Raw genomic sequence first — 23253 nt, 5'->3', positions numbered from 1 at the left:
CTTACATGGGGAGCGCGGGACGCGGCGCAAGACCGCCCACCGCCCGCCCCGCCTGCGGCGGGCGCGGCAAAATGGCGTGGGCGGCGGCCTGCGCCGCCAGCGCGGCGGCGACAGCCTCGCCAAACGGGCAAGCGCGGCGCTGGGTCAGATCGACGTGCAGCAGCATGAACTCCGCCGTCGCCGCCAACGTCCCATCGGTGGCGTGGAACATCTCATGGAACAGATGCAGCCGCTTGCCGTCCGCCCCCAGCACCCGCGAGGCGAAACGCAACGGATCGCCCTCCACCACCTCCCGCGCGTAGGTCAGATGAGCGTCCACCACAAACAGCGACCGCTGTTCCGCCGCGACATAGGCCTTGCCCACCCCGAAATGGTCGAGCACGGCGTCGGTCGCCTGATCGAAGGCCAGCAGGTAATAAGCCACGTTCATGTGGCCGTTGTAGTCGATCCACTCCGGCAACACAGAGGCGGTGTGCAGGGCGAGCGGCGCGGGGTTGGTCATGAGGAAAGTCCCCGAAAACGGAGGATGTCGGACAGAACGTCAGCGACACAAGTGTCCATAGACCCGCTGCCCATGGCGCTTCACTTCATAGCTGAGCGTGCCGACGACATCCTTCGACGCTTCGTAATTCATCCGGGTGCAGGGAATGATGTCCGCCGGAATGCCGGTGCCAATCTTGGACGCGTAGGCGTAGCGCGGGGTCCGCCGTTCCTTGGGCGTGTCGTCGGGAACGATCACCAGCAGATCGTAATCGCTGTCCTCGTGGAAATCGCCGCGCGCCCGGCTGCCGAACAGATAGACGGCTTCCGGATTCAGGGCCGGAATGATCCGGTCCAGCAGGATCCGCAGCTTTTCATCCTCAACCGCCATAGCTGCCGCCATGTCCGCCGCCATCCGGGTCGCCGCCGCCGCGCCCATCCTAACACAGGATGGGCGACGGCGGCGGTCGCCCTTACACCGAGAAATATTTGGCGCGCGGGTGGTGCAGGACGATGGCCGAGGTGCTCTGTTCCGGGTGCAACTGGTCTTCGTCCGACATTTCAACGCCAATGCGCTCGGCCCCGAGCAGCTTCAACAACTGTTCCTGGTCCTTCAGATTCGGGCAGGCCGGATAGCCGAAGCTGTAGCGGCTGCCGCGATAGGATTGCTGCAACAGCTTTTCCTTGTCGCGGCTGTCTTCCGCGCCATAGCCCAACTCGGCGCGGATGCGGGCGTGGACATACTCCGCCATCGCCTCGGTCATCTCCACCGACAGGCCATGCAGGTAGAGGTAATCCTGATAGCGGTTCTCGGCGAACCATTCCCGCGCCACCTCGGCGCAATGCTGGCCCATGGTGACGACCTGAAGGCCGAGCACGTCGCGTTCCGGGTCGGTCACGTCGCGCAGGAAGTCGGCGATGCACTCGCCATCCTCCTTGCCCTGGCGCGGCAGGCTGAAGCGCGCGGCCTCCGTCGTGCCGTCTTCCTCGAACAGAATGACGTCGTTGCCGTCCGCCGCCGCCTTCCAATAGCCGTAGACGGCGGTCGGGCGCAGGATGTTTTCGCTGTGGGCGATCTTCAGAATGCGGTCGAGCACCGGGCGAAGCTCCTTCTTCGCCCACTCCTTGAACTCCTCGAACGACTTGCCGTCCTTCCGGTAGCCCCATTGCAGTTGGTAGAGCATCCGCTCGTTCAGATACGTGACCAGCGTCTTCAGCGGCACATGGTCGATGAGCTTCGGCCCCCAGAAGGGCGGGGTCGGCACCGGCACGCCCTCGGCCAAGCGGCGGCGGCGGGCGCGCACGGCGTCCTTGTCAACCGGCCCGGTCGCCGCGCTGGTCGCCTGCCCCAGCACGCGGCGGCGGTTGACCGCCTTGCCCGCCCGCTTGGCCTGGATGATGGACAGTTGCTGGTCGAAGCTGCCGTCCACCACCTTGTCCATCAGGGTCAAGCCGTCAAAGGCGTCGCCCGCGTAGGCCACCCGGCCCGAGCCGTAGGAGTCGACGCAATCGCCCTCGACATAGGCGCGGGTCAGCGCGGCGCCGCCCAGCAGCACCGGCACGTCCAACCCCTCGCGGGTCATTTCGGCCAGATTTTCGCGCATCACCACGGTGGATTTCACCAGCAGGCCGGACATGCCGACGGCGTCGGCCTTGTGCTCCTTCGCCGCCTGGATGATCGCCGTCACCGGCTGCTTGATGCCGAGATTGACCACCTTGTAACCGTTGTTGGTCAGGATGATGTCCACCAGATTCTTGCCGATGTCGTGGACGTCGCCCTTCACCGTCGCCAGAACCATGGTGCCCTTTTGCTGGCCGTCCGCCTTTTCCATGTGGGGTTCAAGATAGGCGACGGCGGCCTTCATGGTTTCCGCCGATTGCAGGACGAAGGGCAACTGCATCTTGCCCGCGCCGAACAGTTCGCCCACCACCTTCATGCCGTCGAGCAGATAGGTGTTGATGATCTCCAACGGCGGGTGCGCCGTCATCGCCTCGGCCAGATCCTCGTCCAGCCCGGTGCGGTCGCCGTCGACGATGCGCTCCTTCAAGCGCTCCTCGACGGTTTCGGCCCGCGCCTTCTTCTTGGCGTCCGCCGCCTTACGGCCCTCGAACAGCGCGATGAAGGCGTGCAGCGGGTCGTAACCGTCCGCCCGGCGGTCGAAGATGAGATCCTCGGCGGTTTTGACCTCGTTGTCCGGGATCTGGTGCAGCGGCAGGATCTTGGAGACATGGACGATGGCCCCGCTCATCCCCTTCTTGACCGCGTGGTCGAGGAAGACCGAGTTCAGCACATGGCGCGCCGCCGCGTTCAGACCGAAGGAGACGTTCGACAGGCCCAAAATGATCTGGCAGCCGGGCATCTCGCGGGCGATCGCCTCGATGCCTTCCAGCGTCCAGATGGCGAGCTTGCGGTCGTCCTCGTTGCCGGTGGCGATGGTGAAGGTCAGCGGGTCGAACAGCAGATCGGCGGGGGAGAGGCCGTATTCGTTGACCGCCAGATCATAGAGCCGCTTGGCGATGGCCAGCTTGCGGTCCGGCGTTTTGGCCATGCCCTCTTCGTCGATGGTCAGCGCGATGACCGCCGCGCCGAATTTCTTGGCCAGCGCCAGACGCTGGCGCGCCGGTTCCTCGCCATCCTCGAAATTGATCGAGTTCAGGATCGCCTTGCCGCCATAGAGCGCCAACGCCTGTTCCAGAACGCCGTATTCGGTGGAATCGATGACCAGCGGGGCCGTGACGGAGCCGACGAAACGCTCCATGACCGCGTTCATCTCCGCCACCTCGTCGCGCCCGACGAAGGCGGTGCAGACGTCCAGCGCGTGCGAGCCTTCCTTGACCTGCTCGCGCGCCATCTCGACGCAGCCGTCCCAATCGTTGCGCTCCTGCAACTCGCGCCACTTCTTGGAGCCGTTGGCGTTGCAGCGTTCGCCGATGGCGAAAAAGGCGTTTTCCTGGCGCAGCGTCACCTGCGAATACAGCGAGGCGACCGCCGGAACCCAATGGACCGTGCGGCCCTTCGGGTTGGGCCGGTGCGACCCGGCGGGGGCCAGCTTGCGCAACATGGCGTTGGCCGCGCCGATGTGCGGCACGTTGGTGCCGCAGCAGCCGCCGACCAGATTCACCCCGTCCTCAACGACGAAACGCTCCAGCCAATGGGCGAAATCGTCGGCGCGCAGCGGGTAATGGGTCTTGCCGTCCACCAATTCGGGCAGCCCGGCGTTGGGCTGGACCGAGATCATCCCCGGCCAATTCTGCGCCAGCCAACGGACATGCTCGCTCATCTCCAGCGGGCCGGTGGCGCAGTTCAGCCCCATCAACGGCACGTCGAGCGCCTGGATGATGGTGGCCGCCGCCGCGATGTCGGTGCCGACCAGCAGCGTGCCGGTGGTCTCCACCGTCACCTGAACGAAGACCGGCGTGTCGGATGTGGCCTCTGCCCGCGCGCGCTTGATGCCGTTGACCGCCGCCTTGATCTGCAAGGGATCCTGGCAGGTCTCCACCAGAATGGCGTCGGCCCCGCCCGCGATCAGCCCGGCGGCCTGGACGTAAAAGCTGTCCTCGGCGGCCTGATAGGCGATGTGGCCCAGGCTGGGCAGCTTGGTCCCCGGCCCGATGGAGCCGATGACGAAGCGCGGCTGCCCGTCGGTGAAGGTCGCCGCCGCCTCGCGCGCCAGCTCGACGGCGCGCTGGTTGATTTCAAAGGCTTTGTCGCCAATGCCGAACTCGCCCAACGTCACCGGCGAGGCGCCGAAGGTGTCGGTTTCGACCATGTCGGCCCCGGCCTCGAAATAGCCGCGATGAATCTCGCGGACGATGTCGGGACGCGACAGCGGCAGGATGTCGGTGCAGTTCTCATGCCCCCAGTAATCCGCCTCGACGTCAAGGTCGAGCGCCTGAATGCGGCTGCCGAACCCGCCGTCGCAAAGCAAAACGCGGTCACGCAGGGTGTCGAGGATGTGGGGCATGGGAGAGTTCTTATCCGTGGCTTGGGCGTGTTCAGGGGTCAGGCGAGATCGTGACGGTTGGCGGGCCACCAGTCATCGTCAAGAATTTGGTCCAGCGCGTAGGGGCATTCGGCGGGCAGATCGGCGGCGGCGACGCGATCCTGTTCCAAGCCTTCAACCGCGTAAATCCGGCCCCGCCGATAGCTTTTCTCAAGGTCGAGCTTGCCGCGCAGGCTCGGGCTGGCCCCCAGCGCGTCGTTGGCTTGGTTCCGGTGTTCGCGAACGGAGCGCCGCCAGCCGCCACGCGGTTCGGCGACCGGGGAGAATTCCAGCTTCAGCAGATGTTCGATCACACGGGTCAGCGCGCTTGCCAGCGCGTTGGCTTCGGATCGGCCCATGCTTTCGATCTCCTCGGCGACGTTCTCCCAATCGATGGGCGTGTTGGGGCGATCCTGCGCGGCGGCGCGCAGCAGGCGTGCCTGTTCTTGCGTCCAGGCGAGGAAATCCGCGTCATACCCGATCCGGCTGTCCATGGCTCACCCTCCGCAGCGTCGGTCGCAGCTTAGCACAAGCCCCCGCCCCCGTCTTAACGCCCGTCTCAGCCCGCCACGGGGGCGGCGGGGCTTTGCGCCTTCACGCCCAGCATCCGGCAGATCGCCATGGTCAGGTCGGCGCGGTTCAGGGTGTAGAAATGGAAATCCGTGACGCCTTGGGCCTGCAAGGCTTGGCACTGCTCCGCCGCCACCGTGGCGGCGACCAGTTGGCGGGTTTCCGGGTCGGCGTCCAGCCCCTCGAAGGTGTCGGCCAGGGCGGCGGGCATCGACGCGCCGCATTTCCCGGCGAACTCCACCGCGCGGGCGAAGTTGGTGATCGGCAGGATGCCCGGCACGATGGGCACATGGATTCCCGCCGCCGCGCAACGGTCGAGGAAGCGGTAATAGACGTCGTTGTCGAAGAAGAATTGGGTGATGGCGCGGGTCGCCCCGGCGTCAACCTTGCGCTTCAGATTGTCCAGGTCGAACTGGGCGCTGGGCGCGTCGGGGTGGCTTTCCGGGTAGGCGGCGACGGAGATCTCGAAATCGGCGACGCGCTTCATCCCCGCCACCAGATCGGCGGCGTAGGCGTAACCGCCGGGGAACGGCTCATAGGCGCCGCCCACCCCGCCGACGGCGTCGGGCGGGTCGCCGCGCAGGGCCACCAGATGGCGGATGCCTGCGTCCCAATAGGTGCGCGCGATGGCGTCGATTTCCTCGCGCGTGGCGCCGACGCAGGTGAAATGCGCCGCCGCCGGAATGCCGGTTTCCGCCTGGATGCGGCAGACCGTGGCGTGGGTGCGTTCGCGGGTCGAGCCGCCCGCCCCGTAGGTGACGGACACGAAGCTGGGCGCCAGCGGGGCCAGCCGATGGATGGCCTGCCACAGGCTTTGCTCCATCTTCTCCGTCTTCGGCGGAAAGAATTCAAAGCTGACGGACGGCAGCGGAGACAGGGGCGCGGTCATGACGAAACTCCGCTGAGCGTAAGGGCGGGGGAGGACGAGGGAGCCGCCGCAGCCGCCGCAAGGCGGGTGGCGGGCCAGATGGACACGGTGAGCGGATCGCCCGGCAGATGCGCCGCCGGGCCGCAGGACAGCCCCGATTGGCGGCACCAACCCGCGACCTCCTGATCGGAAAAGCCGAGTCGGCGGTGCGCGTGTTCTTCGCGCAGCGCCTCCAGCGTGTGGGGGGCGAAATCGACGATCAGCAGCGGCGCGCCGGGGCGCAGCACGCGGGCGGCCTCCGCCACCACTTCGGCCGGCGACTCGGTGAAATGCAGCACCTGATGGATGATGGCGGCGTCGAAGGATCCGCTGGGAAAGGGCAGTTGGTACATGTCGGCCTGCCGGACATGGCAATGGCGCAAGCCCGCCTCCTCCAGCTTGGTGCGGGCGACGGCCAGCATCTCGCGCGACTGGTCGACGCCGACCGCGCGCTGCACGCGCGGCCCCAGCACCTCCAGCATCCGTCCGGTGCCGGTGCCGATGTCCAGCAGCTCCTCGACGCCCGCCGCCGGGAACAGCCGCAGCAACGCCGCCTCCACCTCGCCCTCGGCGACGTGCAGGGAGCGGATTTCGTGCCAGCGCGCGGCGTTCTCGCGGAAATAGGCGGCGGCGGTTTCCGACCGGCCCCGCTTGGTCGCCTCCAACCGCTCCAGATCCAGCGTCAGGGTCGGATCGGAATCGGGGATGGCGTCCACCAGCACCCGCGCCAGCTCCGCCGACGAGCCTTTCTCGGCCAGACGGTAAAAGGCGAAGGTGCCCTCGCGGAAACGGTCGAGCAGCCCGGCGTCGCACAACAGCTTCAGGTGGCGCGACACGCGCGGCTGGCTCTGCCCCAGGATCTGGGTCAGCTCCGTCACCGTCAGCTCGCCATGGGCGCACAGCGCCAGCAGCCGAAGCCGCGTGGTTTCCGCCGCCGCCTTCAGGGTCGCAAGCAGATCGTCCATCGCCCCACACTCGAAACAGCGCCGCGCGGGGCGGCGCGCCCCGTCACTCTGGATACAGATATAAAGATATCTTTATGCCTCGTAAACTGAATTCGACACGAACGGAATCGAACCCTAAGGATCGCGCGCGTCATCGACAAAGGCCCGAACTGCGGCAATGGCGTCACAGGCTCCGCCGGGACTGTGTCGAACCCGCCACGAGGCTGGTCAAACAGCCACACCTGTGTTACTCGACGAAAAGGTGGAAATTGGACGATTTCTCGCACAATCTTCCTCATGAACGCGCCGCCGCCTCTGCCGGACTCCACGCTCCTTCCACAGGAGTCTTTGGATCCGATGGGGAAGACCGGCGATCCGACCCGAGTTGAGCCTCCAGAAAAGAGCCGTCGCACCATGAAGCTGGCCAGTCTCACACGCTCCACCCTCCGCTCGGCTCTCGTCGCCGCCCTTGCCCTGACCGCGACGGCTTGCGCGAACAAGCCGGTCGATTCAGGCTCCAAGGAGGCCGCCTACGAGGCCAACGACCCGTTGGAGGTGCCGAACCGCTTCGTCTTCGCCGCCAACGAGGCCGCCGACCAACTGGTTCTGCGTCCCGCCGCCGAGGTCTATGTGGCCGCCGTGCCGACCCCGATTCGCGACGCCATCCACAACTTCATCGACAATCTGATGGCCCCGCTCTACATCGCCAACAACCTGTTGCAGGGCGATTTCGAGGGCGCGCAATTCGCCACCGGACGTTTTCTGACCAACACGGTTCTGGGCGTGGGCGGCATCGCCGACGTCGCGACTCAGGCGGGGATCCCCAACCGTCCCGAAGATTTCGGCCAGACTCTGGCGGTGTGGGGCGTGGATGACGGGCCGTATCTGGTGCTGCCGCTGCTCGGCCCGTCGAACCTGCGCGACACCGTCGGCTATGGCGTGGACACCGTCGCCGATCCGGTTCGCGTCTGGGGTTACGCCACCGACCACAAGGGCGCGTTGACCGCCCGCGCCGTGACCAACGCCGTTGACCGCCGGTCGCGCGTGTTGAAGGAAGTGGATGATCTGCGCCGCAACTCGTTGGACTTCTACGCCACCGTGCGCAGCCTGCACCAACAACAGCGCCGGGCGGACATCGCCAACAAGCCGGTCAGCGGCCCGGATTTCCCGGACTTCACCTCCGCGCCCAAGCAATAAGGCATTGCCTGGTCGCGGCGGCCACGCGCAGGGCCGCCGCGACCGAACGCTTCGCTTTCGATGTTTCTTTGCCCCATGGGTCACATGACCGTTGACAACGACAACCAAGCCGCCACTTCTGCACCCATGATGCTGACACGTCGCCTGTTTGTCGCGTGCGCGGCCCTGCTCGCGGTGAGCAGTGGGGTCGGCCACCCTCTCGTTTCCTCGGCATTCGCGCAGAGCGCGGATCCGGGCGCAAGCGCCTTCATGCAAAAGCTGGGGAATGACGCCATCGGCACATTCTCCAACAAAAGCACCCCCAAAGAGCAAGCGTTGCAGCATTTCCGCACGCTGCTGCACAAGGGGTTCGACGTTCCCTACATCGGGCGTTGGGTGCTGGGCCGCTACTGGAATCAGGCGAGCGAAGCGCAGCAGGCCGAGTATCAGAAGCTGTTCGAGCAGTTGATCGTCGGCACCTACGCCGAGCGCTTCATCGAATATTCGGGCGAAACCTTCAAAATCGTCGGCGCGCTGCCCGAGGGCGAGACCGACACCATGGTCACGACTCAGATCATCCGGCCCAGCGGCCCGCCGGTGAACGTCAATTGGCGCATCCGCAAGAAGGACGCCGATTACAAGATCATCGACGTGGTGGTCGAGAATGTCAGCATGGGCGTGACCCAGCGGCAGGAATTCTCCTCGGTCGTGCAGCAGAATGGCGGCAAGGTCGACGGGCTGATTCAGGCTTTGCGCCAGAAGGTCGGCAAAGCCGGTTGACCACCGCGCGCTCCGCGCCGCAATTGGTTTTCTATGACAAGGCGGGGCCGTCTTCCATTGGAAGGCGGCCCCATTTGCGTTGGCGCGCGGAATCCGTGACGCGACGGCGCGAAGCGGCTATCCTGCATCAATGACTTGCCTTGCACCCCACAGGCACAACCGGGACCCGCACCGCCATGGCCGACCGTGATCCGACCGAGGTCGAGGAGATCCGCAAGATCATCCTGTCCCATCAGGCGTGGCTGAAACGACCCAGCAGCGGCAAGCGCGCCGACCTCAGCTTTCGCGATCTGTCACGGCTGAATCTGGAACGGGTGGCGCTGTCCGGGGCCAAACTGGCCGGGTGCAATCTGACCAACACCCGGATGGTCCGGGCCGATCTGACCCAGGCCGATCTGTTCGGCGCCGACATGGAGGCCATCAACCTGTCCGGCGCCATGCTGACCGGGGCCGATCTGCGCGGGGCCAACCTGCACCGGGCGCAACTGACCGACGCCAATCTACGCGGCGCCGATTTCCGCGCCGGGGAATTGCTGGACGACACTCAAAAGACGACCCGCGCCGGTGGCGTCACCCGCCTGACCGAAGCGAAGATGGAGCGGTCGATCCTGGCCGGGGCCAATTTTTCCGGCTGCGACCTGACCGGCGCCGACCTGAACGACGCCGACCTCACCGGGGCGGAATTGACCTCGGCGGTGCTGATGGGCACGGATTTCTGCGGAGCGACGCTGGACGGCGCGGTGTTTGGCAACACGGTGATGGATCAGGCGACGCTGACGCGCACCTACATCCCCTTCACCCTGCCGCCCGACGCCATCGTCCAGCCCAATTACACCGCCATGCCGGTGGCCGATTTTCTGGAGTTGGTCGCCAGCCACGAGCGGTGGGTGGACAGCGGCGGGGGCGAGGGGGCGCGGCTGGATCTGGATCTGGTCTCGGTCGCCGGGGCCGATCTGCACGGGCGCACGCTGGCCGCCGCGCGGCTGCGCCGCTGCCGCCTGCCCGGCGCGCGGTTGACCAAGGCCAGCCTGGACATGGCCGAATTGTCCTACATCGACCTCGACGAATCCGATCTCAGCGACGCCAGCCTGCGCGGGGTCACGCTGCGCCGCGCCTATCTGGCCCACACCCTGTTCAACCGCGCCGACGCCAGCCCAACGCAGTTGGCCGGAGGCCGAGCCTGGCCCGCCAATTTCGACGGGGCCGATTTCTCCGACGCCGATCTGCGCGACGCCCGCATGGGCGACGCCATCCTGCGCGGCGCCATTTTCACCAACACGCTGACCGATGGCAGCGGCATCGACGTCGCCAACACCGGGGCCATCGCGCCGCCGCCACCCGAAGAGCGCCGTCGGCAAAAGCGCTTCGTCCGCCCCGGTCTGGTGGTCCACACCGAACATGGCGTCTTCCCCGCCCGCAACTGGTCGGTCGGCGGTCTGTGCCTGCTGGCGGTCAACCAGCCCTACCGCCGAGGCCAAACCTTCCAGGCCCGCGTGGTGATGGCCGACCGGCAGGACGTGGCGGCGGTCGCCAATCTGGTGGTTTTGCACCGCGACGACGAACGCGGCCAACTCTCCGTCCGCTTCCACCAATATGGCGACGATCTGAAAGCCCTGCTGAAGACCGCCTTTCTGGAGCATCAAAAGCTGGCGGGTTGATCCCTCAGGCCGCCAGAAACCCGCCATCCACGCAAAAATTATGGCCGATCACGAAGGACGCCGCGTCCGACGCCAGCCACAACACGGCCTCGGCCACCTCGTCCGGTTGACCCAGGCGGCGGGCGGGCAGCCCGGCGGCGACCACGCTCATGTCGGCGATCTTTGACCCCAGCATCATCGGCGTCATGATGCGGCCCGGCGACACCGCGTTGACGCGGATCCCCTGCGGCGCGCACTCCATCGCCGCCGACCGGGTCAGGGCCAGCGCCGCCGCCTTGGACGCCGCGTAGAGGGACAAACCGGGATTGGGGTTCCGCACCCCGCTGACCGAGGCGTTGTTGATGACGACCCCGCCGCCCTGCCCGCGCATCACGGCGATCTCCGCCTTCATCGCCAGAAACAAGGCCCGGACGTTGGTGTCGAACACCTGATCGAACACCGCGTCCGGCTGTTCGTCCAGCGGCGCGCGCGGCTCTTGCCAGCCCGCGTTGTTGAAGGCGACGTCAAGCCGCCCGAACCGCTCCACCACCTGCCCGACCACGCCGCTCATCGCCTCCGGCTCGGTGACGTCGGCGGCGAGGAACAGCGATCCGACGCCGCCCGCCGCCGCGCACTCCGCCGCCACCGCCGCGCCTTTGTCCCGGTTGCGCCCGACCGCGACGACCGTCGCCCCCGACCGGGCGAAGGCTCGCGCCGTCGCCTCGCCAATGCCGGAGGTCGCGCCCGTCACCAGCACGATCTTTCCCGTGAAGCCCGCCATGGGTCCGTTCCTTTCCGAACACTCTGTGATCGGCAAAGAATGACGCCGCCCAACAGGGCCGGTCTTGGCGAAAATTGACCGGAGCCGCTCGTCACCCCCGCATGGCGCGGGCGTAACAGGACGGGGTGATGCCATAGGCGCGCTTGAAATGCCGGGTGAAGGCGCTCTGGTCGTAGAAACCAACCGCCAGCGCGGCGTCGGCCAACGGCGTTCCCTGCTCCAACCGCAAGGCCGCCGCGACCAGCCGGGTTTGCGTGAGGTAGCCGTGCGGCGTCAGCCCGGTCGCCCGCTTGAACAGCCGGATCATCTGAAAGGCGGTCAAGCCGGACGCCCGCGCCAAATCCTCCAGAGTCAGGCGGTTGGCGTGCTCGTCATGGATCAAGGCGACGGCCTGGGCGATGGCCGCCCGGTCCCGACCAACGGCGGACAGGCGGGGGCGGTCGCCGCCATGCCGGGCGATCAAGCCGCCGAAGCTGAGGGTCAGAAGCTCATCCGCCAGCAGCGGATCGCCGTCCGTCTCAAGCGCCCGGTGCAGGCGCAGGAACGACGCGACCAGATCGGCGTCCGGCACCAGATTGTCGGTGAAATAGGGCGTTCCCGGCCCGCCAACCAGCGCCGTCACCGCGTCGATGGCCGGTTGCCGCAGGTAAAAGGAGCGGTAGCGCCAACGCTCGCTGCGCCCCATCCGACCGGAATGCGGCTCGACGGGGTTGAAGACCATCAGCGCCTGTTCCTTCGCCTCTCCCGTCACGCCCCGGCTGCGGAACTCCGCGCCGCCGATCTCGGTGACGGCGACGACCAGCGCCTCGTGAAAATGCGGGGTGTAGTCGTGGCGTTTGAAATCCGCGTGGAGCAGCCGCAGGCCGGGAACCCGGCGATCCTGCCAGTAGCGCACCCGGTTCAACTCATCGCCCCGCGCCATCCGTGCCCCCGCTGAAAAACGAAAACGCCCCTTCCCCTGCGGTCAGAGGAAGGGGCGTTTTGCGTTAAACCGTCACCACGTTCAGCCGCGAACCAGCGGCTTGTACTTGATGCGGTGGGGCTGGTCGGCGTCGGCGCCCAAACGGCGCTTCTTGTCGGCTTCGTAATCCTGGAAGTTGCCCTCGAACCATTCGACGTGGCTGTCGCCCTCGAAGGCCAGGATGTGGGTGGCGATGCGGTCAAGAAACCAGCGGTCGTGGCTGATGACCACGGCGCAGCCCGCGAAGCCTTCCAACGCCTCTTCCAGGGCGCGCAGCGTGTCGACGTCCAGATCGTTGGTCGGTTCGTCGAGCAGCAGGACGTTCGCGCCGGACTTCAGCATCTTGGCCAGATGAACGCGGTTGCGCTCGCCGCCCGACAGTTGCCCGACCTTCTTCTGCTGGTCCGGCCCCCGGAAGTTGAAGCTGGAGACATAGGCGCGGCTCGGCATGGTCTTCTTGCCCAACTCAACCACGTCGAGACCGTCGGAGATTTCCTCCCACACCGTCTTTTTCGGGTTCAACGAGTCGCGGCTTTGATCGACATAGCCGAGCTTCACCGTGTCGCCGACGCGGAAGCTGCCGCTGTCCGGCCCCTCCGATCCGGTAATCATGCGGAACAGCGTGGTCTTGCCGGCACCGTTCGGGCCGATGACGCCGACGATGCCGCCGGGCGGCAGACGGAAGGACAGGCCGTCGATCAGCAGACGGTCGCCAAAGCCCTTGCCGATGCTCTCCGCCTCGATGACCAGATTGCCCAGGCGCGGCGGGGTCGGGATGACGATCTTGGTCTCGCCGCCGGTCTCCTTGGCGCTGTCCGCCAACAAGGTCTCGTAAGCCGAGATGCGGGCCTTGCTCTTGGCCTGACGGGCGCGCGGCGACTGGCGAATCCATTCCAGTTCGCTGGCCAACTGCTTCTGGCGCGATTCCTCCTGACGGCCTTCCTGCTCCAGACGCTTTTGCTTCTGCTCCAGCCAGGAGGAGTAATTGCCCTCATAGGGGATGCCCGCGCCGCGATCCAGCTCCAGAATCCAGCCGGTCACATTGTCGAGGAAATAGCGGTCGTGGGTGACGAGGACGACGGTGCCCTTGTAATCCTCAAGATGCTTTTGCAGCCACGCCACCGATTCGGCGTCAAGATGGTTGGTCGGTTCGTCGAGCAGCAGCAGGTCGGGCTTTTCCAACAGCAGGCGGCACAGCGCGACGCGGCGCTTTTCACCGCCCGACAGCTTTTCAACGCTGGAATCGCCGGGCGGGCAGCGCAGCGCGTCCATGGCGATTTCCACCGTACGGTCGAGATCCCAGGCGTCGGCGTGGTCGATCTTTTCCTGCAACTCGGCCTGTTCGGTCAGCAGCGCGTCGAAATCGGCGTCGGGATCCGCCATCATTTCCGAGACGGTGTTGAAGCGGTCGAGCAGCGCCTTGGTGTCGGCCAGCGCCTCAAGCACGTTTTCCTGAACGGTCTTGGTCGGGTCGAGCTGCGGCTCCTGCGCCAGATAGCCGACCTTGGCCCCTTCGGCGGCCCAGGCCTCGCCCGAATAATCCTTGTCCAGGCCCGCCATGATCTTCAGCAGGGTCGATTTGCCGGCGCCGTTGACGCCCAGCACGCCGATCTTCACGCCCGGCAGGAAGGAGAGCCACACGCCGTCAAGCGTCTTCTTGCCGCCTGGATAGACCTTGGTCAGGTCTTTCATGACGTAAACATACTGATAGGACGCCATGCGCCGCTCCGACCTTGTGCACCGGGGAAGAGAAAAAAGCGTCGCCACGCGGCGCCGCTTCGCTCGGCTCCGGTTTTAGCGCATAAGGGCGCTTGACGGAACCATGTTGAAACCCAACCAGACCGAAGGGGAGCGCCGTTGGTCGAGATTTATGTGGACGCCGACGCCTGCCCGGTGAAGGCGGAAATCTACAAGGTGGCCGGGCGCACCGGCTGCAAGGTGTGGATCGTCGCCAACAGCCCGCTGCGGCTGCCCACCGAATGCCTGTCCGAACTGGTCGTGGTCAGCGACGGGTTCGACGCCGCCGACGATTGGATCGCCGAACACGCCGGGGCCGCCGACGTCGTCGTCACCGCCGACATCCAACTGGCCGACCGCTGCGTCAAGCGCGGCGCCGTGGTGATCGGCCCGACCGGACGGCCCTTCACCCCGGACAGCATCGGCTCGGCGCTCGCCACCCGCGCCCTGATGCAGGATTTGCGCGACATGGGCGTGGTCAGCGGCGGCAACGCCCCGATGAGCCAGCAGGACAAATCCAAATTCCTGCAAACGCTGGATCAAGCGGTGCAGGCGCTGAAGGCCGGGCGGCGTCCGAAATTCCGGTGATCCCAGCAGCGCATGGAAAAGGCCCGATCCTACGGTCAGGATCGGGCCTCAATCGGCGCGGACGGGCGTGACCGCCCCCTCACATCACATCCAACCGGCTTCCTTTTCACAAGCCTTGCGGGCCTGCGGGTTGGCTTTTTCCCATTGGGTGATGGTGCGGGTTTCGTTGTCGTCCATTTTGTTGTTCATGCAGGTGCAGTATTTGGTGACGACCGCCTCCGCCACCTTGGCGTCGGAGTTGTCCTTCATGCACTGGGCGACCCATTTCGCGTTGTCGTCCGCCTGGGCAAGTCCGCCCGCGCACAACACACCAAGCGACAGAAAAGCCATGGCGACAAACTTCATGGTGGGTCTCCCCCAAATTTCGGCGGCGCGCCGGGATGGCTGGCCGCGCCGATGAGCGGCCCGATCACGGTGCCTTGGCAATTCGGGCTTTTCAATCGCTTAATATCTCTGATGCGTCACTTTGCGCATGATTGTTTCGTATGCGTGACAAAGGCGGGGCGGCCTCGACCGCCGCCCCAGCCGGTCAGACCCGCACGATCTTGCCGGGATTCATCAGGTTGTGCGGGTCCAGCGACCGTTTCAGCTCGCCCATGACGGCGTAGGCCTCACCGGCCTCCTGCTCCAGAAAGGCCATCTTGCCATAGCCGACGCCGTGTTCGCCGGTGCAGGTGCCGCCCATCGCCAGCGCCCGCGTCACCATGCGGTCATTCAGGCGCTGGGCCTCGGCCATCTCCTCCGGCTTGTCGGGGTCGATGACGTAGACCAGATGGAAATTGCCGTCGCCGACATGGCCGACCATCGGGGCCAGCATGTTGGATTCGGCCAGATCCTTCTTGGTTTCCAGGATGCAGTCGGCCAGCCGCGAAATCGGCACGCAGACGTCGGTCGGCCAGCCCTTCGACCCCGGACGCAGCGCCAGCGCCGCGTAATAGCCATCATGCCGCGCCTGCCACAGACGGGAGCGGTCCTCCGGGCGGGTCGCCCAGGTGAATTCCATCCCGCCATGCTCCTGCGCGATGGCGGCGGCCATTTCCGCCTGTTCCTTCACCCCGGCCTCGGTGCCGTGGAACTCGAAAAACAGGGTCGGGGCGACCGGATAGGTCAGCTTGGAGTATTTGTTGACGGCGTCCATCTGGACCTCGTCCAACAGCTCGATGCGGGCAACCGGGACGCCGACCTGGATGGTCTGGATCACCGTGTTGACCGCGCCGCGAATGTCCGAAAAGGCGCACACCGCCGAGGAAATCGCCTCCGGGATGCCGTAAAGCTTCAGCGTCACCTCGGTGATGATTCCCAGCGTCCCTTCGGAGCCGACGAACAGCCGGGTCAGGTCATAGCCCGCCGCCGATTTGCGCGCCCGCCCGCCGGTCTTGATGATCCGGCCATCGGCCAGAACCACCGTCAAACCCAACACGTTTTCGCGCATGGTGCCGTAGCGCACGGCGTTGGTGCCGCTGGCCCGCGTCGCCGCCATGCCGCCCAGCGAGGCGTCGGCGCCGGGGTCGATGGGGAAAAACAGGCCGGTGTCGCGCAGATGCTCGTTCAGGCGCTTGCGGGTCACGCCCGCCTGAACGGTGACGTCCAGATCGTCCGGGCTGACGCGCAGGATGCTGTTCATGCCCGACACGTCGATGGTCACGCCGCCGCGCAACGCCGCGATGCCGCCCTCCAGCGAGGTGCCGGTGCCGAACGGGATGATCGGCAGCTTGTGCTTGGCGCAAATCTTGACGATGGCGCTGACCTCTTCGGTCGAAAGCGCGAAGGCCACCCCGTCGGGCGGAAAGGGCGTGTGGTAGGATTCGTCCTTGCCGTGATGCTCGCGCACCGGGCCGGAGGTGCTGAACCGCTCGCCCAGCAGCGCCGTCAACTCGGCCCGCGCCTCGTCGGTCAGCGCCGCGCGCGGCTGGGTGGTGGCGATGGCGGTCATGGGCGATGTCCTCCCCGGTCCTGGGTTCGTTGGTATGACCAAGGGAGGCTAAGACGGCGGGCAAGCCGCTGACAAGACGGGCAACGCGCAGGGGTGGGATGCGGGGGCGCGCCCTCCCCCACCCGCGCCCGTCCGCGCCGTCAGGAGGCCATCACGTCGCCATACCCCCCGCCGCCCGGCGTTTCCACCACCAGGGCGTCGCCGGGAATGACCGCAACCCGGTCCTGCGGGGCCAACTCCTGCACCGTGCCGTCCACCCGCAGCAGCCAGGTCCGGCCCACCGCGCCGTCCATGCCGCCGCTCAAGCCAAAGGGCGCGACCCGGCGGCGGTTGGCGAGGATGGCGGCGGTCATCGGCTCCAGGAAGCGCAGACGGCGCGCCACGCCGTCGCCGCCGCGCCAGCGCCCGCCGCCGCCCGACCCGCGCCGGATGCGGAAGCTTTCGACCAGCACCGGGAAGCGCCATTCCAGCACCTCCGGGTCGGTCAGGCGAGAGTTGGTCATGTGGGTCTGCACCGCGTCGGTTCCGTCAAAGCCGTTGCCGGCCCCCGACCCGCCGCAAATCGTCTCGTAATACTGGTGCCACTGGTTGCCGAAGGTCAGATTGTTCATCGTGCCCTGCGCCGAGGCCATCACCCGCAACGCGCCGAACAGGGCGTCGACGATGCATTGGCTGGTTTCGACGTTGCCCGCCACCACGGCGGCGGGGGATTGGGGGGCCAGCATCGAGCCTTCGGGGATGACGATCTCGATGGGGCGCAAACAGCCCTCGTTCATCGGGATGTCGTCGTCCACCAGCGTGCGGAAGACATAGAGCACCGCCGCCCGGCAGACCGATGACGGCGCGTTGAAATTGTTGGGCAGTTGGGCGCTTGTCCCGGTGAAATCGACCTTGGCCGACCGCTTGGTCCGGTCGATGGAGACGGTCAGCTTGATCGTGGCGCCATTGTCGAGCGACAGCGAGAACGCCCCGTCACGCAGCACGCCGATGACCCGGCGCACCTGCTCCTCGGCGTTGTCCTGGACATGGCGCATGTAGGCGTTGACCGTCGGCAGGCCGTGCAGGCGGACGATGCGGTGCAGATCACGCGCGCCCTGCTCGTTCGCCGCGATCTGCGCCTTCAGGTCGCCGATGTTCTGCGCCGGGTTGCGCGCCGGGTAGGGACCGGCCCCCAGCAGCGCCAGCAGCGCCTCTTCGCGGAACTGGCCGTTTTCAACCAGCGGCACGCAATCCAACAGCACGCCCTCGTCGGCGATGGTCAGGCTGTCGGGCGGCATCGAGCCGGGGGTGACGCCGCCGACGTCGGCGTGATGCCCGCGCGAAGCGACGAAGAACAGCAGCTCGCGCCCGGCCTCGTCGAACACCGGCGAGACGACGGTGATGTCGGGCAGATGGGTGCCGCCATGGTACGGGTCGTTCAGCGCGAAGACCTCGCCGGGGGCGAAGACGCCCTCGCGCCGCTCCTTCACCGCGCGCACGCTTTCGCCCATGGATCCCAGATGCACCGGCATGTGCGGGGCGTTGGCGATCAAGCCGCCGTCGCGGTCGAACAGGGCGCAGGAGAAATCCAGCCGCTCCTTGATGTTCACGGAACGGGCGGTCTTTTCCAGCGTCACGCCCATGCGCTCGGCGATGGACATGAACAGGTTGTTGAAGACCTCCAGCGTCACCGGATCGACCTTGGTTCCAGCGGCCAGCCGCTGGTTGACCGGCTCCAGACGGGTCAACACCAGATGGTTCTTGCGCGTCACCTCGGCGATCCAGCCCGGTTCGATCACCGTGGTGGCGACCGCCTCGGCCAACACCGCCGGACCGACGATGCGGTTGCCGGGCTGCAACTGGGCGCGGTCGTACAGCGGCGCCTCGCGGTCCTTGCCGCCGGTGTGGAGAGTCACCGTGGCCAGACGGCGCGGCAAGGCGCCGGTGGAGCCGGTCACGTCGGGATCGTCGGGGGCGTCGGTCAGCCCGATGGCCTCCAGCGTCACCGATTCGACCTCCAGCGCCGAACCGGGGGTGAGGAAGCCGTAACGCTGGCGGTGCGCCGTCTCGAACGCCGCCGCCATGACGACGCGGGAGCCGAAGGGCACCGCCAGCGCGGTGTCCGACCCCGCCGCCTTGACATGGACGCGGCGGTGGACGACCTGCCGCTCCGGCGCGACGCCCTGACGGGTCAACTCCGCCCGCCCCTCGCTTTCCAGATCGGTGAAGAGCAGGGTCAGCCGGTCCACCACGGCGTCGCTCAACGGCCCTTCGATGGCGCGCTCGCGGATGGCGACGATGTCGGCCAGCCCGATGCCGTAGGCCGACAACACGCCCGCCTGCGGGTGCAGGAACACGCGCGTCATGCCCAGCGAATCGGCCACGGCGCAAACATGCTGCCCCGCCGCCCCGCCAAAACCGTTCAGCGTGTAGCCGGTGACGTCGTGCCCGCGCTCCACCGAGATTTTCTTGATGGCGTTGGCCATGTTGTCCACCGCCACGCGCAGGAAGCCTTCGGCGACCTGCTTGGCCGTCATCGCCGTGCCCAGCTTGGCGTTGACCGTTTCGGCCAATTCGGTGAAGCGCGCCTTCACCACCTCGGCGTCGAGCGGCTGGTCGCCGGTCGGGCCGAAGACATGGGGGAAGAAGCGCGGTTGCAGCTTGCCGACCATCACGTTGCAGTCGGTGACGGTCAACGGGCCGCCGCGCCGGTAGCAGGCCGGGCCGGGGTTGGCCCCGGCGCTGTCCGGCCCGACGCGGAAGCGCGTGCCGTCGAAGACGCAGAGCGAACCGCCGCCCGCCGCCACCGTGTGGATGTTCATCATCGGCGCGCGCACACGCACCCCGGCGACCATGGTGTCGAAGGCGCGCTCATACTCCCCGGCGTAATGCGACACGTCGGTCGATGTGCCGCCCATGTCGAAGCCGATGACCTTGTCGAATCCGGCCATCCGCGCGGTGCGCACCGCGCCGACGACGCCGCCCGCCGGGCCGGACAGGATGGCGTCCTTGCCCTGGAAACGGTTGGCGTCGGTCAGGCCGCCGTTCGACTGCATGAACATCAGCGGGATGGTTCCCGCCTCGCCGCTGAGATCCCCGGCCAGCCGGTCCACATAGCGGCGCAGGATGGGCGACAGATAGGCGTCGGCCACCGTGGTGTCGCCACGCCCGACCAGCTTCATCAGCGGGCTGACCAGATGGCTGACCGACACCTGGGTGAAGCCGACGGCGCGCGCCAGCGAGGCGACCTGCCGTTCATGCTCGGGGTAGCGGTAGCCGTGCATCAGCACGACGGCGGCGGCGCGGTAGCCCGCGCGGAACGCCTCCTCCAGCCCCCGGCGGACGCTGTGCAGGTCGATGGGCTTCAACACCCGGCCATCGGCCATCACCCGTTCCGGCGCCTCGACCACGCGGGCGTAAAGCTGTTCGGGCAGTTGGATGCGGCGGGCGAAAATCTTGGGCCGGGCCTGATGACCAATGCGGAGCTGGTCGCCGAAGCCTTCGGTGATGACCAGGACCGTCGGCTCGCCCTTGCGCTCCAACAGGGCGTTGGTGGCGACGGTGGTGCCCATCTTGACGGCGGCCACCGCCTCGACCGGCAGCGGATCGCCGGGCTTCAGCCCCAGCAGATCGCGAACGCCCTGGACGGCGGCGTCGGCGTAGCGTTCGGGGTTGTCCGACAGCAGCTTGTGCGTGACCACCGTTCCATCGGGACGGCGGGCGACGATGTCGGTGAAGGTGCCGCCACGGTCGATCCAGAATTGCCAGCGCGCCTGTCCGTTCGGACCCGCGCCGTTCTGTTCCACACCGTCACGCTTGATCCCGTCCATGCTCGCACCCACGCTGTCGCCGCGCGGCAGACGCGCCACGCTCGCCGCCGGAGTTTCGCCATCCGGCGGCCAACGTCAACGGCTTGATGCGGCGAAGCGAAGGATTTCGCCGACGGGTCAAGCGGCGGCGCGCTGTTGCGGCCCGCTGGCGAAGCTGGCGAGCATGGAGTTGAAGGCCCCAGCCCCGTCTTCCAGCGCTTCCAGGGCGAAGGAGAACTGGTTGGGCGGCGGCAAGTCAAAGCTGGCGGCGATTTCACCGCACTCGATGCTGGACCGACCGCCGAATCGACGGGCCAGCGCCCGCATCCGCACATTCTCGGCCAGACACTGGATGTGGACCCGCCCGACGGAACGGTTGCGCGCCACCGTCAGAGCGCGGCGAATCAGGGTGCTGCCGACGCCCCGCCCTTGCAGCTCTTTTTCGACGCTGACGCCGAATTCGGCCTCGTTCGGCCACAGGATTCGGTCGCTGCACAGCTCGATCGCGGCGCGCAATTCACCGTCCAGGAAGGCGCCGATCAGAATCGTGCGGCTCCAGTCGATGCCCGCGCAATGCCGCGCCAGCGACTCGTCCGACACCGTTCCGGTGAAGCGGGCGTAGCGGTCGGCGCGATCAAGGCGAAGAAGATGCGCCCGGTAGAGGGGCAATTCGGTCGGCAGGATCTTGCGGATGACAGGCATGGCTCTCGCTCACGGTTCTCGAATTACGAAAACGCATTGCGCAGAACGTTCGTCCCTGAATCGTTGGTTCCACAGCCATTGTGTTTTGGCCTGATGCGGGAACCGATGGCGGCGCATTGATCGCGCGCCGCTCTTGTGCACTGCAACATGGCGCTTTCGCTGAATTTCGCAAGCGCTCATTGGAAATTTGCAAAGCGAACACGTCAGCCCTGTTGCCGCATCGCAACAGTTGGCCCAGCGTCGTCAAGCCTTTATGCTGGGCGCCACCTTCACGGCGCGGACGATGGCGATGAGCATCTGGGGCAAAATTCTGGGCGGGGCGGCGGGCTTCGCCATCGGCGGGCCGCTGGGCGCGCTGCTCGGCACGCTGGCCGGTCACGCGGTGGACCGGCTGAACGACGGCTGCGCCGACACGCCGGAGGCTCCCGACGACGGAACGGCCCCCACCCAATCCATCGCCTTCACCATCGGCGTCATCGCCCTGTCGGCCAAAATGGCGCGGGCCGACGGGGTGGTGAAGCGGGTGGAGATCGACACCTTCAAGCGGCTGTTCCGGGTGCCGCCGGAGGAGTTGGAGAATGTCGGGCGCATCTTCGACCTCGCCCGCCGCGACACCCACGGCTTTGAAGAGTACGCCCAGCAGATCGCCGCTCTGTTCGAGGACCGCCACGCGGTGTTGGAGGAACTGCTCGACAGCCTGCTGATGATCGCCGAGGCCGACGACGAGCTGCACGAGACGGAGGTCGCCTATCTTTACCGCGTCGCCCAAATCTTCGGCTTCGCCGAGGTTGATTTTGAGCGGATCGTCGCCGGTCATCACCGGGCGGGCCAACCCGCCGACGCCGACCCCTATCAAATTCTGGGCGTCGCCCGCGACGCCGACGACGCGACGATCAAGGCGGCGCACCGGCGGCTGGCGCGCGAGCATCACCCCGATCTGCTGGTGGCCCAGGGCATGCCGCAGGAGTTCGTCGATCAGGCCACCCACAAGCTCGCCATCATCAACGCCGCCTATGACCGCATCAAAAAGCTGCGGGAAAACGCGCCCGCCCTGGCGTGAGCGGCCTTGCCCGGTCCGCGTCGCTTGCCCCCCTCCCCGACCCTCCCCCGCGTTGCGGGAGAGGGGGCTTGCGCCCCTTGTCGACGCGCGGCGGAGTTCCCTCTCCCGCCAAAGGCGGGGGAGGGTTAGGGAGGGGGAAAAACGCGACCCGACACTCACAATTCCGCTTACTGTCGCGCGCATCGGCGCGCCGATAGCGTCCATTTTTTGATTCTCATTGCCCGGCCTCCCGTTATCTGACGTAGGATTCCCCAACCAGCGGGCCGCCCGTCGCGCCCGTCGCCTTTGTGGGAGAGAACGGGATGGCGCGCCGCGTTGCCGATGTTGGGCTTGCCCTGCTGCTGGGGCTGTTGGTTGGGCATCCGTCCGGGGCGTGGGCGCAAAGCGCCGTCCCCGCCGCCGCGCCATCCTCGACCGTCACGGCGCCCTCGACCGTCACGGCGGTTGTGAACGCCGACCTCAAGCTGCCCGTCATCCTGGCCGCGCTGGTCGGCGGGGTGTTCGTCTTGGCGTTTTTCCGGCGGTTCGGGCGCGATCCGGTGACGGTCTATCCCGACGTGCCGCAGCCCAAGGGATACGTCGCCCCGTACAGCCTGTCGCGCTTTCAGCTTTTGTGGTGGAGCGGGGTCGTCACCGCCTCTTACACGTGGCTGCTGCCGATCACCGGCTCGATGGACACCATCTCGACCGGGGCGATGGCCCTGATGGGGATCGTCGGCGGCACCTCGGTCCTGTCGGCCACCCAGGACAACCGCCCAAGCGCCGGACCAAAGGACGACGCCGCCGACCGGGACAAGCACCGCGCCAATTATCTGGCCGCCGCCGCCGCCACGCCGCCCGACACGGCGGCGATGGCGCTCAGCCTGAACGAGCTTTACCCGGCCTCGCAAGGCGTGCTGCCTGATCTGCTGACCGACCTCCACGGCTACAACATCGCCCGCTTCCAGTTGTTGATGTGGACCATCGTTCTGGGCGTGTCCTTCCTGTACGAGGTCGTCCACGATCACACGATGCCGGAGCTGTCCACCAACCTGCTGGCCCTGACCGGCATCAGCAACGGCACCTATTTCGGTTTCAAGATGCAGGAAAAGCAGGTGACGCCCGCCGCCGATCCCGCCGCGACCTGACGCGCAACCCGGCCCCGGCGCAATTGACCGTCGCCGGATTGGGGAAGACCGCGCTATAACGCCGGTCTTCCCTTCCGCAGTCCGGCGCACGAACGGTCC

At 66.9% G+C, this 23253-nt stretch carries 19 protein-coding genes; 6 read left to right on the top strand and 13 right to left on the bottom strand.

Going from position 1 to position 23253, the window contains the following annotated elements; genetic code table 11:
• Position 1 precedes the first annotated feature (1 nt).
• The 6 genes from ACODS4_RS10800 to ACODS4_RS10775 all read right to left on the bottom strand — a co-directional run bounded on the left by ACODS4_RS10800 (position 2) and on the right by ACODS4_RS10775 (position 6905).
• Positions 2-502 (bottom strand): thioesterase family protein, encoded by a 501-nt coding sequence (locus tag ACODS4_RS10800; RefSeq protein ID WP_488863432.1) that lies wholly within the window; start codon positions 500-502, stop codon positions 2-4.
• 39 nt (positions 503-541) lie between these two features.
• Positions 542-883 (bottom strand): nucleotidyltransferase domain-containing protein, encoded by a 342-nt coding sequence (locus ACODS4_RS10795; RefSeq protein ID WP_488863430.1) that lies wholly within the window; start codon positions 881-883, stop codon positions 542-544.
• A 70-nt stretch (positions 884-953) separates the two neighbouring features.
• Complete coding sequence (gene metH / locus ACODS4_RS10790) at positions 954-4445, bottom strand: methionine synthase (RefSeq protein WP_488863428.1); 3492 nt, start codon at positions 4443-4445, stop codon at positions 954-956.
• Positions 4446-4483: 38 nt separating this feature from the next.
• Complete coding sequence (locus ACODS4_RS10785; protein WP_488863426.1) at positions 4484-4957, bottom strand: DUF29 domain-containing protein; 474 nt, start codon at positions 4955-4957, stop codon at positions 4484-4486.
• A gap of 65 nt (positions 4958-5022) precedes the next feature.
• On the bottom strand, positions 5023-5922 hold the full coding sequence (gene metF, locus ACODS4_RS10780) for a methylenetetrahydrofolate reductase [NAD(P)H] (RefSeq protein WP_488863424.1): 900 nt from the start codon (positions 5920-5922) through the stop codon (positions 5023-5025).
• A complete protein-coding gene (locus tag ACODS4_RS10775; protein ID WP_488863422.1) occupies positions 5919-6905 on the bottom strand; it encodes an ArsR/SmtB family transcription factor in 987 nt (328 codons plus the stop codon). Before ACODS4_RS10775 ends, metF begins: the two co-directional genes overlap by 4 nt.
• A gap of 393 nt (positions 6906-7298) precedes the next feature.
• Here ACODS4_RS10775 and ACODS4_RS10770 point away from each other — a divergent pair, with 393 nt between their 5' ends.
• The 3 genes from ACODS4_RS10770 to ACODS4_RS10760 all read left to right on the top strand — a co-directional run bounded on the left by ACODS4_RS10770 (position 7299) and on the right by ACODS4_RS10760 (position 10498).
• Complete coding sequence (locus tag ACODS4_RS10770) at positions 7299-8081, top strand: MlaA family lipoprotein (protein ID WP_488863420.1); 783 nt, start codon at positions 7299-7301, stop codon at positions 8079-8081.
• 84 nt (positions 8082-8165) lie between these two features.
• Positions 8166-8840 carry an MlaC/ttg2D family ABC transporter substrate-binding protein gene (locus ACODS4_RS10765; RefSeq protein WP_488863418.1) on the top strand — a complete coding sequence of 225 codons (675 nt, stop codon included), beginning with the start codon at positions 8166-8168 and terminating at the stop codon, positions 8838-8840.
• 176 nt (positions 8841-9016) lie between these two features.
• Positions 9017-10498 (top strand): pentapeptide repeat-containing protein, encoded by a 1482-nt coding sequence (locus ACODS4_RS10760; RefSeq protein ID WP_488863416.1) that lies wholly within the window; start codon positions 9017-9019, stop codon positions 10496-10498.
• A 4-nt stretch (positions 10499-10502) separates the two neighbouring features.
• On the opposite strand, the gene ACODS4_RS10755 is transcribed toward ACODS4_RS10760, so the two are convergent.
• The 3 genes from ACODS4_RS10755 to ettA all read right to left on the bottom strand — a co-directional run bounded on the left by ACODS4_RS10755 (position 10503) and on the right by ettA (position 13938).
• Positions 10503-11258 carry an SDR family NAD(P)-dependent oxidoreductase gene (locus ACODS4_RS10755; protein ID WP_488863414.1) on the bottom strand — a complete coding sequence of 252 codons (756 nt, stop codon included), beginning with the start codon at positions 11256-11258 and terminating at the stop codon, positions 10503-10505.
• A 91-nt stretch (positions 11259-11349) separates the two neighbouring features.
• Positions 11350-12180: an AraC family transcriptional regulator gene (locus ACODS4_RS10750; protein WP_488863412.1), complete on the bottom strand. Its 831-nt coding sequence runs from the start codon at positions 12178-12180 to the stop codon at positions 11350-11352.
• Positions 12181-12261: 81 nt separating this feature from the next.
• Positions 12262-13938 (bottom strand): energy-dependent translational throttle protein EttA, encoded by a 1677-nt coding sequence (gene ettA / locus ACODS4_RS10745; protein ID WP_488863410.1) that lies wholly within the window; start codon positions 13936-13938, stop codon positions 12262-12264.
• A gap of 138 nt (positions 13939-14076) precedes the next feature.
• On the opposite strand from ettA, the gene ACODS4_RS10740 reads away from it, so the two are divergent.
• A complete protein-coding gene (locus ACODS4_RS10740; protein WP_488863408.1) occupies positions 14077-14544 on the top strand; it encodes a YaiI/YqxD family protein in 468 nt (155 codons plus the stop codon).
• 84 nt (positions 14545-14628) lie between these two features.
• On the opposite strand, the gene ACODS4_RS10735 is transcribed toward ACODS4_RS10740, so the two are convergent.
• From ACODS4_RS10735 to ACODS4_RS10720, 4 genes are all read right to left on the bottom strand, one after another.
• Positions 14629-14889, bottom strand: a complete 261-nt coding sequence (locus tag ACODS4_RS10735) for a hypothetical protein (RefSeq protein ID WP_488863406.1) — start codon at positions 14887-14889, stop codon at positions 14629-14631.
• A gap of 184 nt (positions 14890-15073) precedes the next feature.
• A complete protein-coding gene (locus tag ACODS4_RS10730; RefSeq protein WP_488863404.1) occupies positions 15074-16477 on the bottom strand; it encodes an FAD-binding oxidoreductase in 1404 nt (467 codons plus the stop codon).
• A gap of 140 nt (positions 16478-16617) precedes the next feature.
• Complete coding sequence (locus ACODS4_RS10725; protein WP_488863402.1) at positions 16618-20286, bottom strand: hydantoinase B/oxoprolinase family protein; 3669 nt, start codon at positions 20284-20286, stop codon at positions 16618-16620.
• 117 nt (positions 20287-20403) lie between these two features.
• A complete protein-coding gene (locus ACODS4_RS10720; protein ID WP_488863401.1) occupies positions 20404-20967 on the bottom strand; it encodes a GNAT family N-acetyltransferase in 564 nt (187 codons plus the stop codon).
• A 289-nt stretch (positions 20968-21256) separates the two neighbouring features.
• On the opposite strand from ACODS4_RS10720, the gene ACODS4_RS10715 reads away from it, so the two are divergent.
• Both ACODS4_RS10715 and ACODS4_RS10710 read left to right on the top strand, forming a co-directional pair.
• Positions 21257-22027, top strand: a complete 771-nt coding sequence (locus tag ACODS4_RS10715; RefSeq protein WP_488863612.1) for a TerB family tellurite resistance protein — start codon at positions 21257-21259, stop codon at positions 22025-22027.
• Positions 22028-22329: 302 nt separating this feature from the next.
• Complete coding sequence (locus ACODS4_RS10710; protein ID WP_488863399.1) at positions 22330-23154, top strand: hypothetical protein; 825 nt, start codon at positions 22330-22332, stop codon at positions 23152-23154.
• Positions 23155-23253 lie beyond the last annotated feature (99 nt).

The sequence above is a fragment of the Azospirillum sp. FG154 genome (assembly GCF_057809575.1).
Note: the sequence above shows the minus strand (reverse complement) of the source record. Positions and strands in the feature narration are given on the sequence as shown.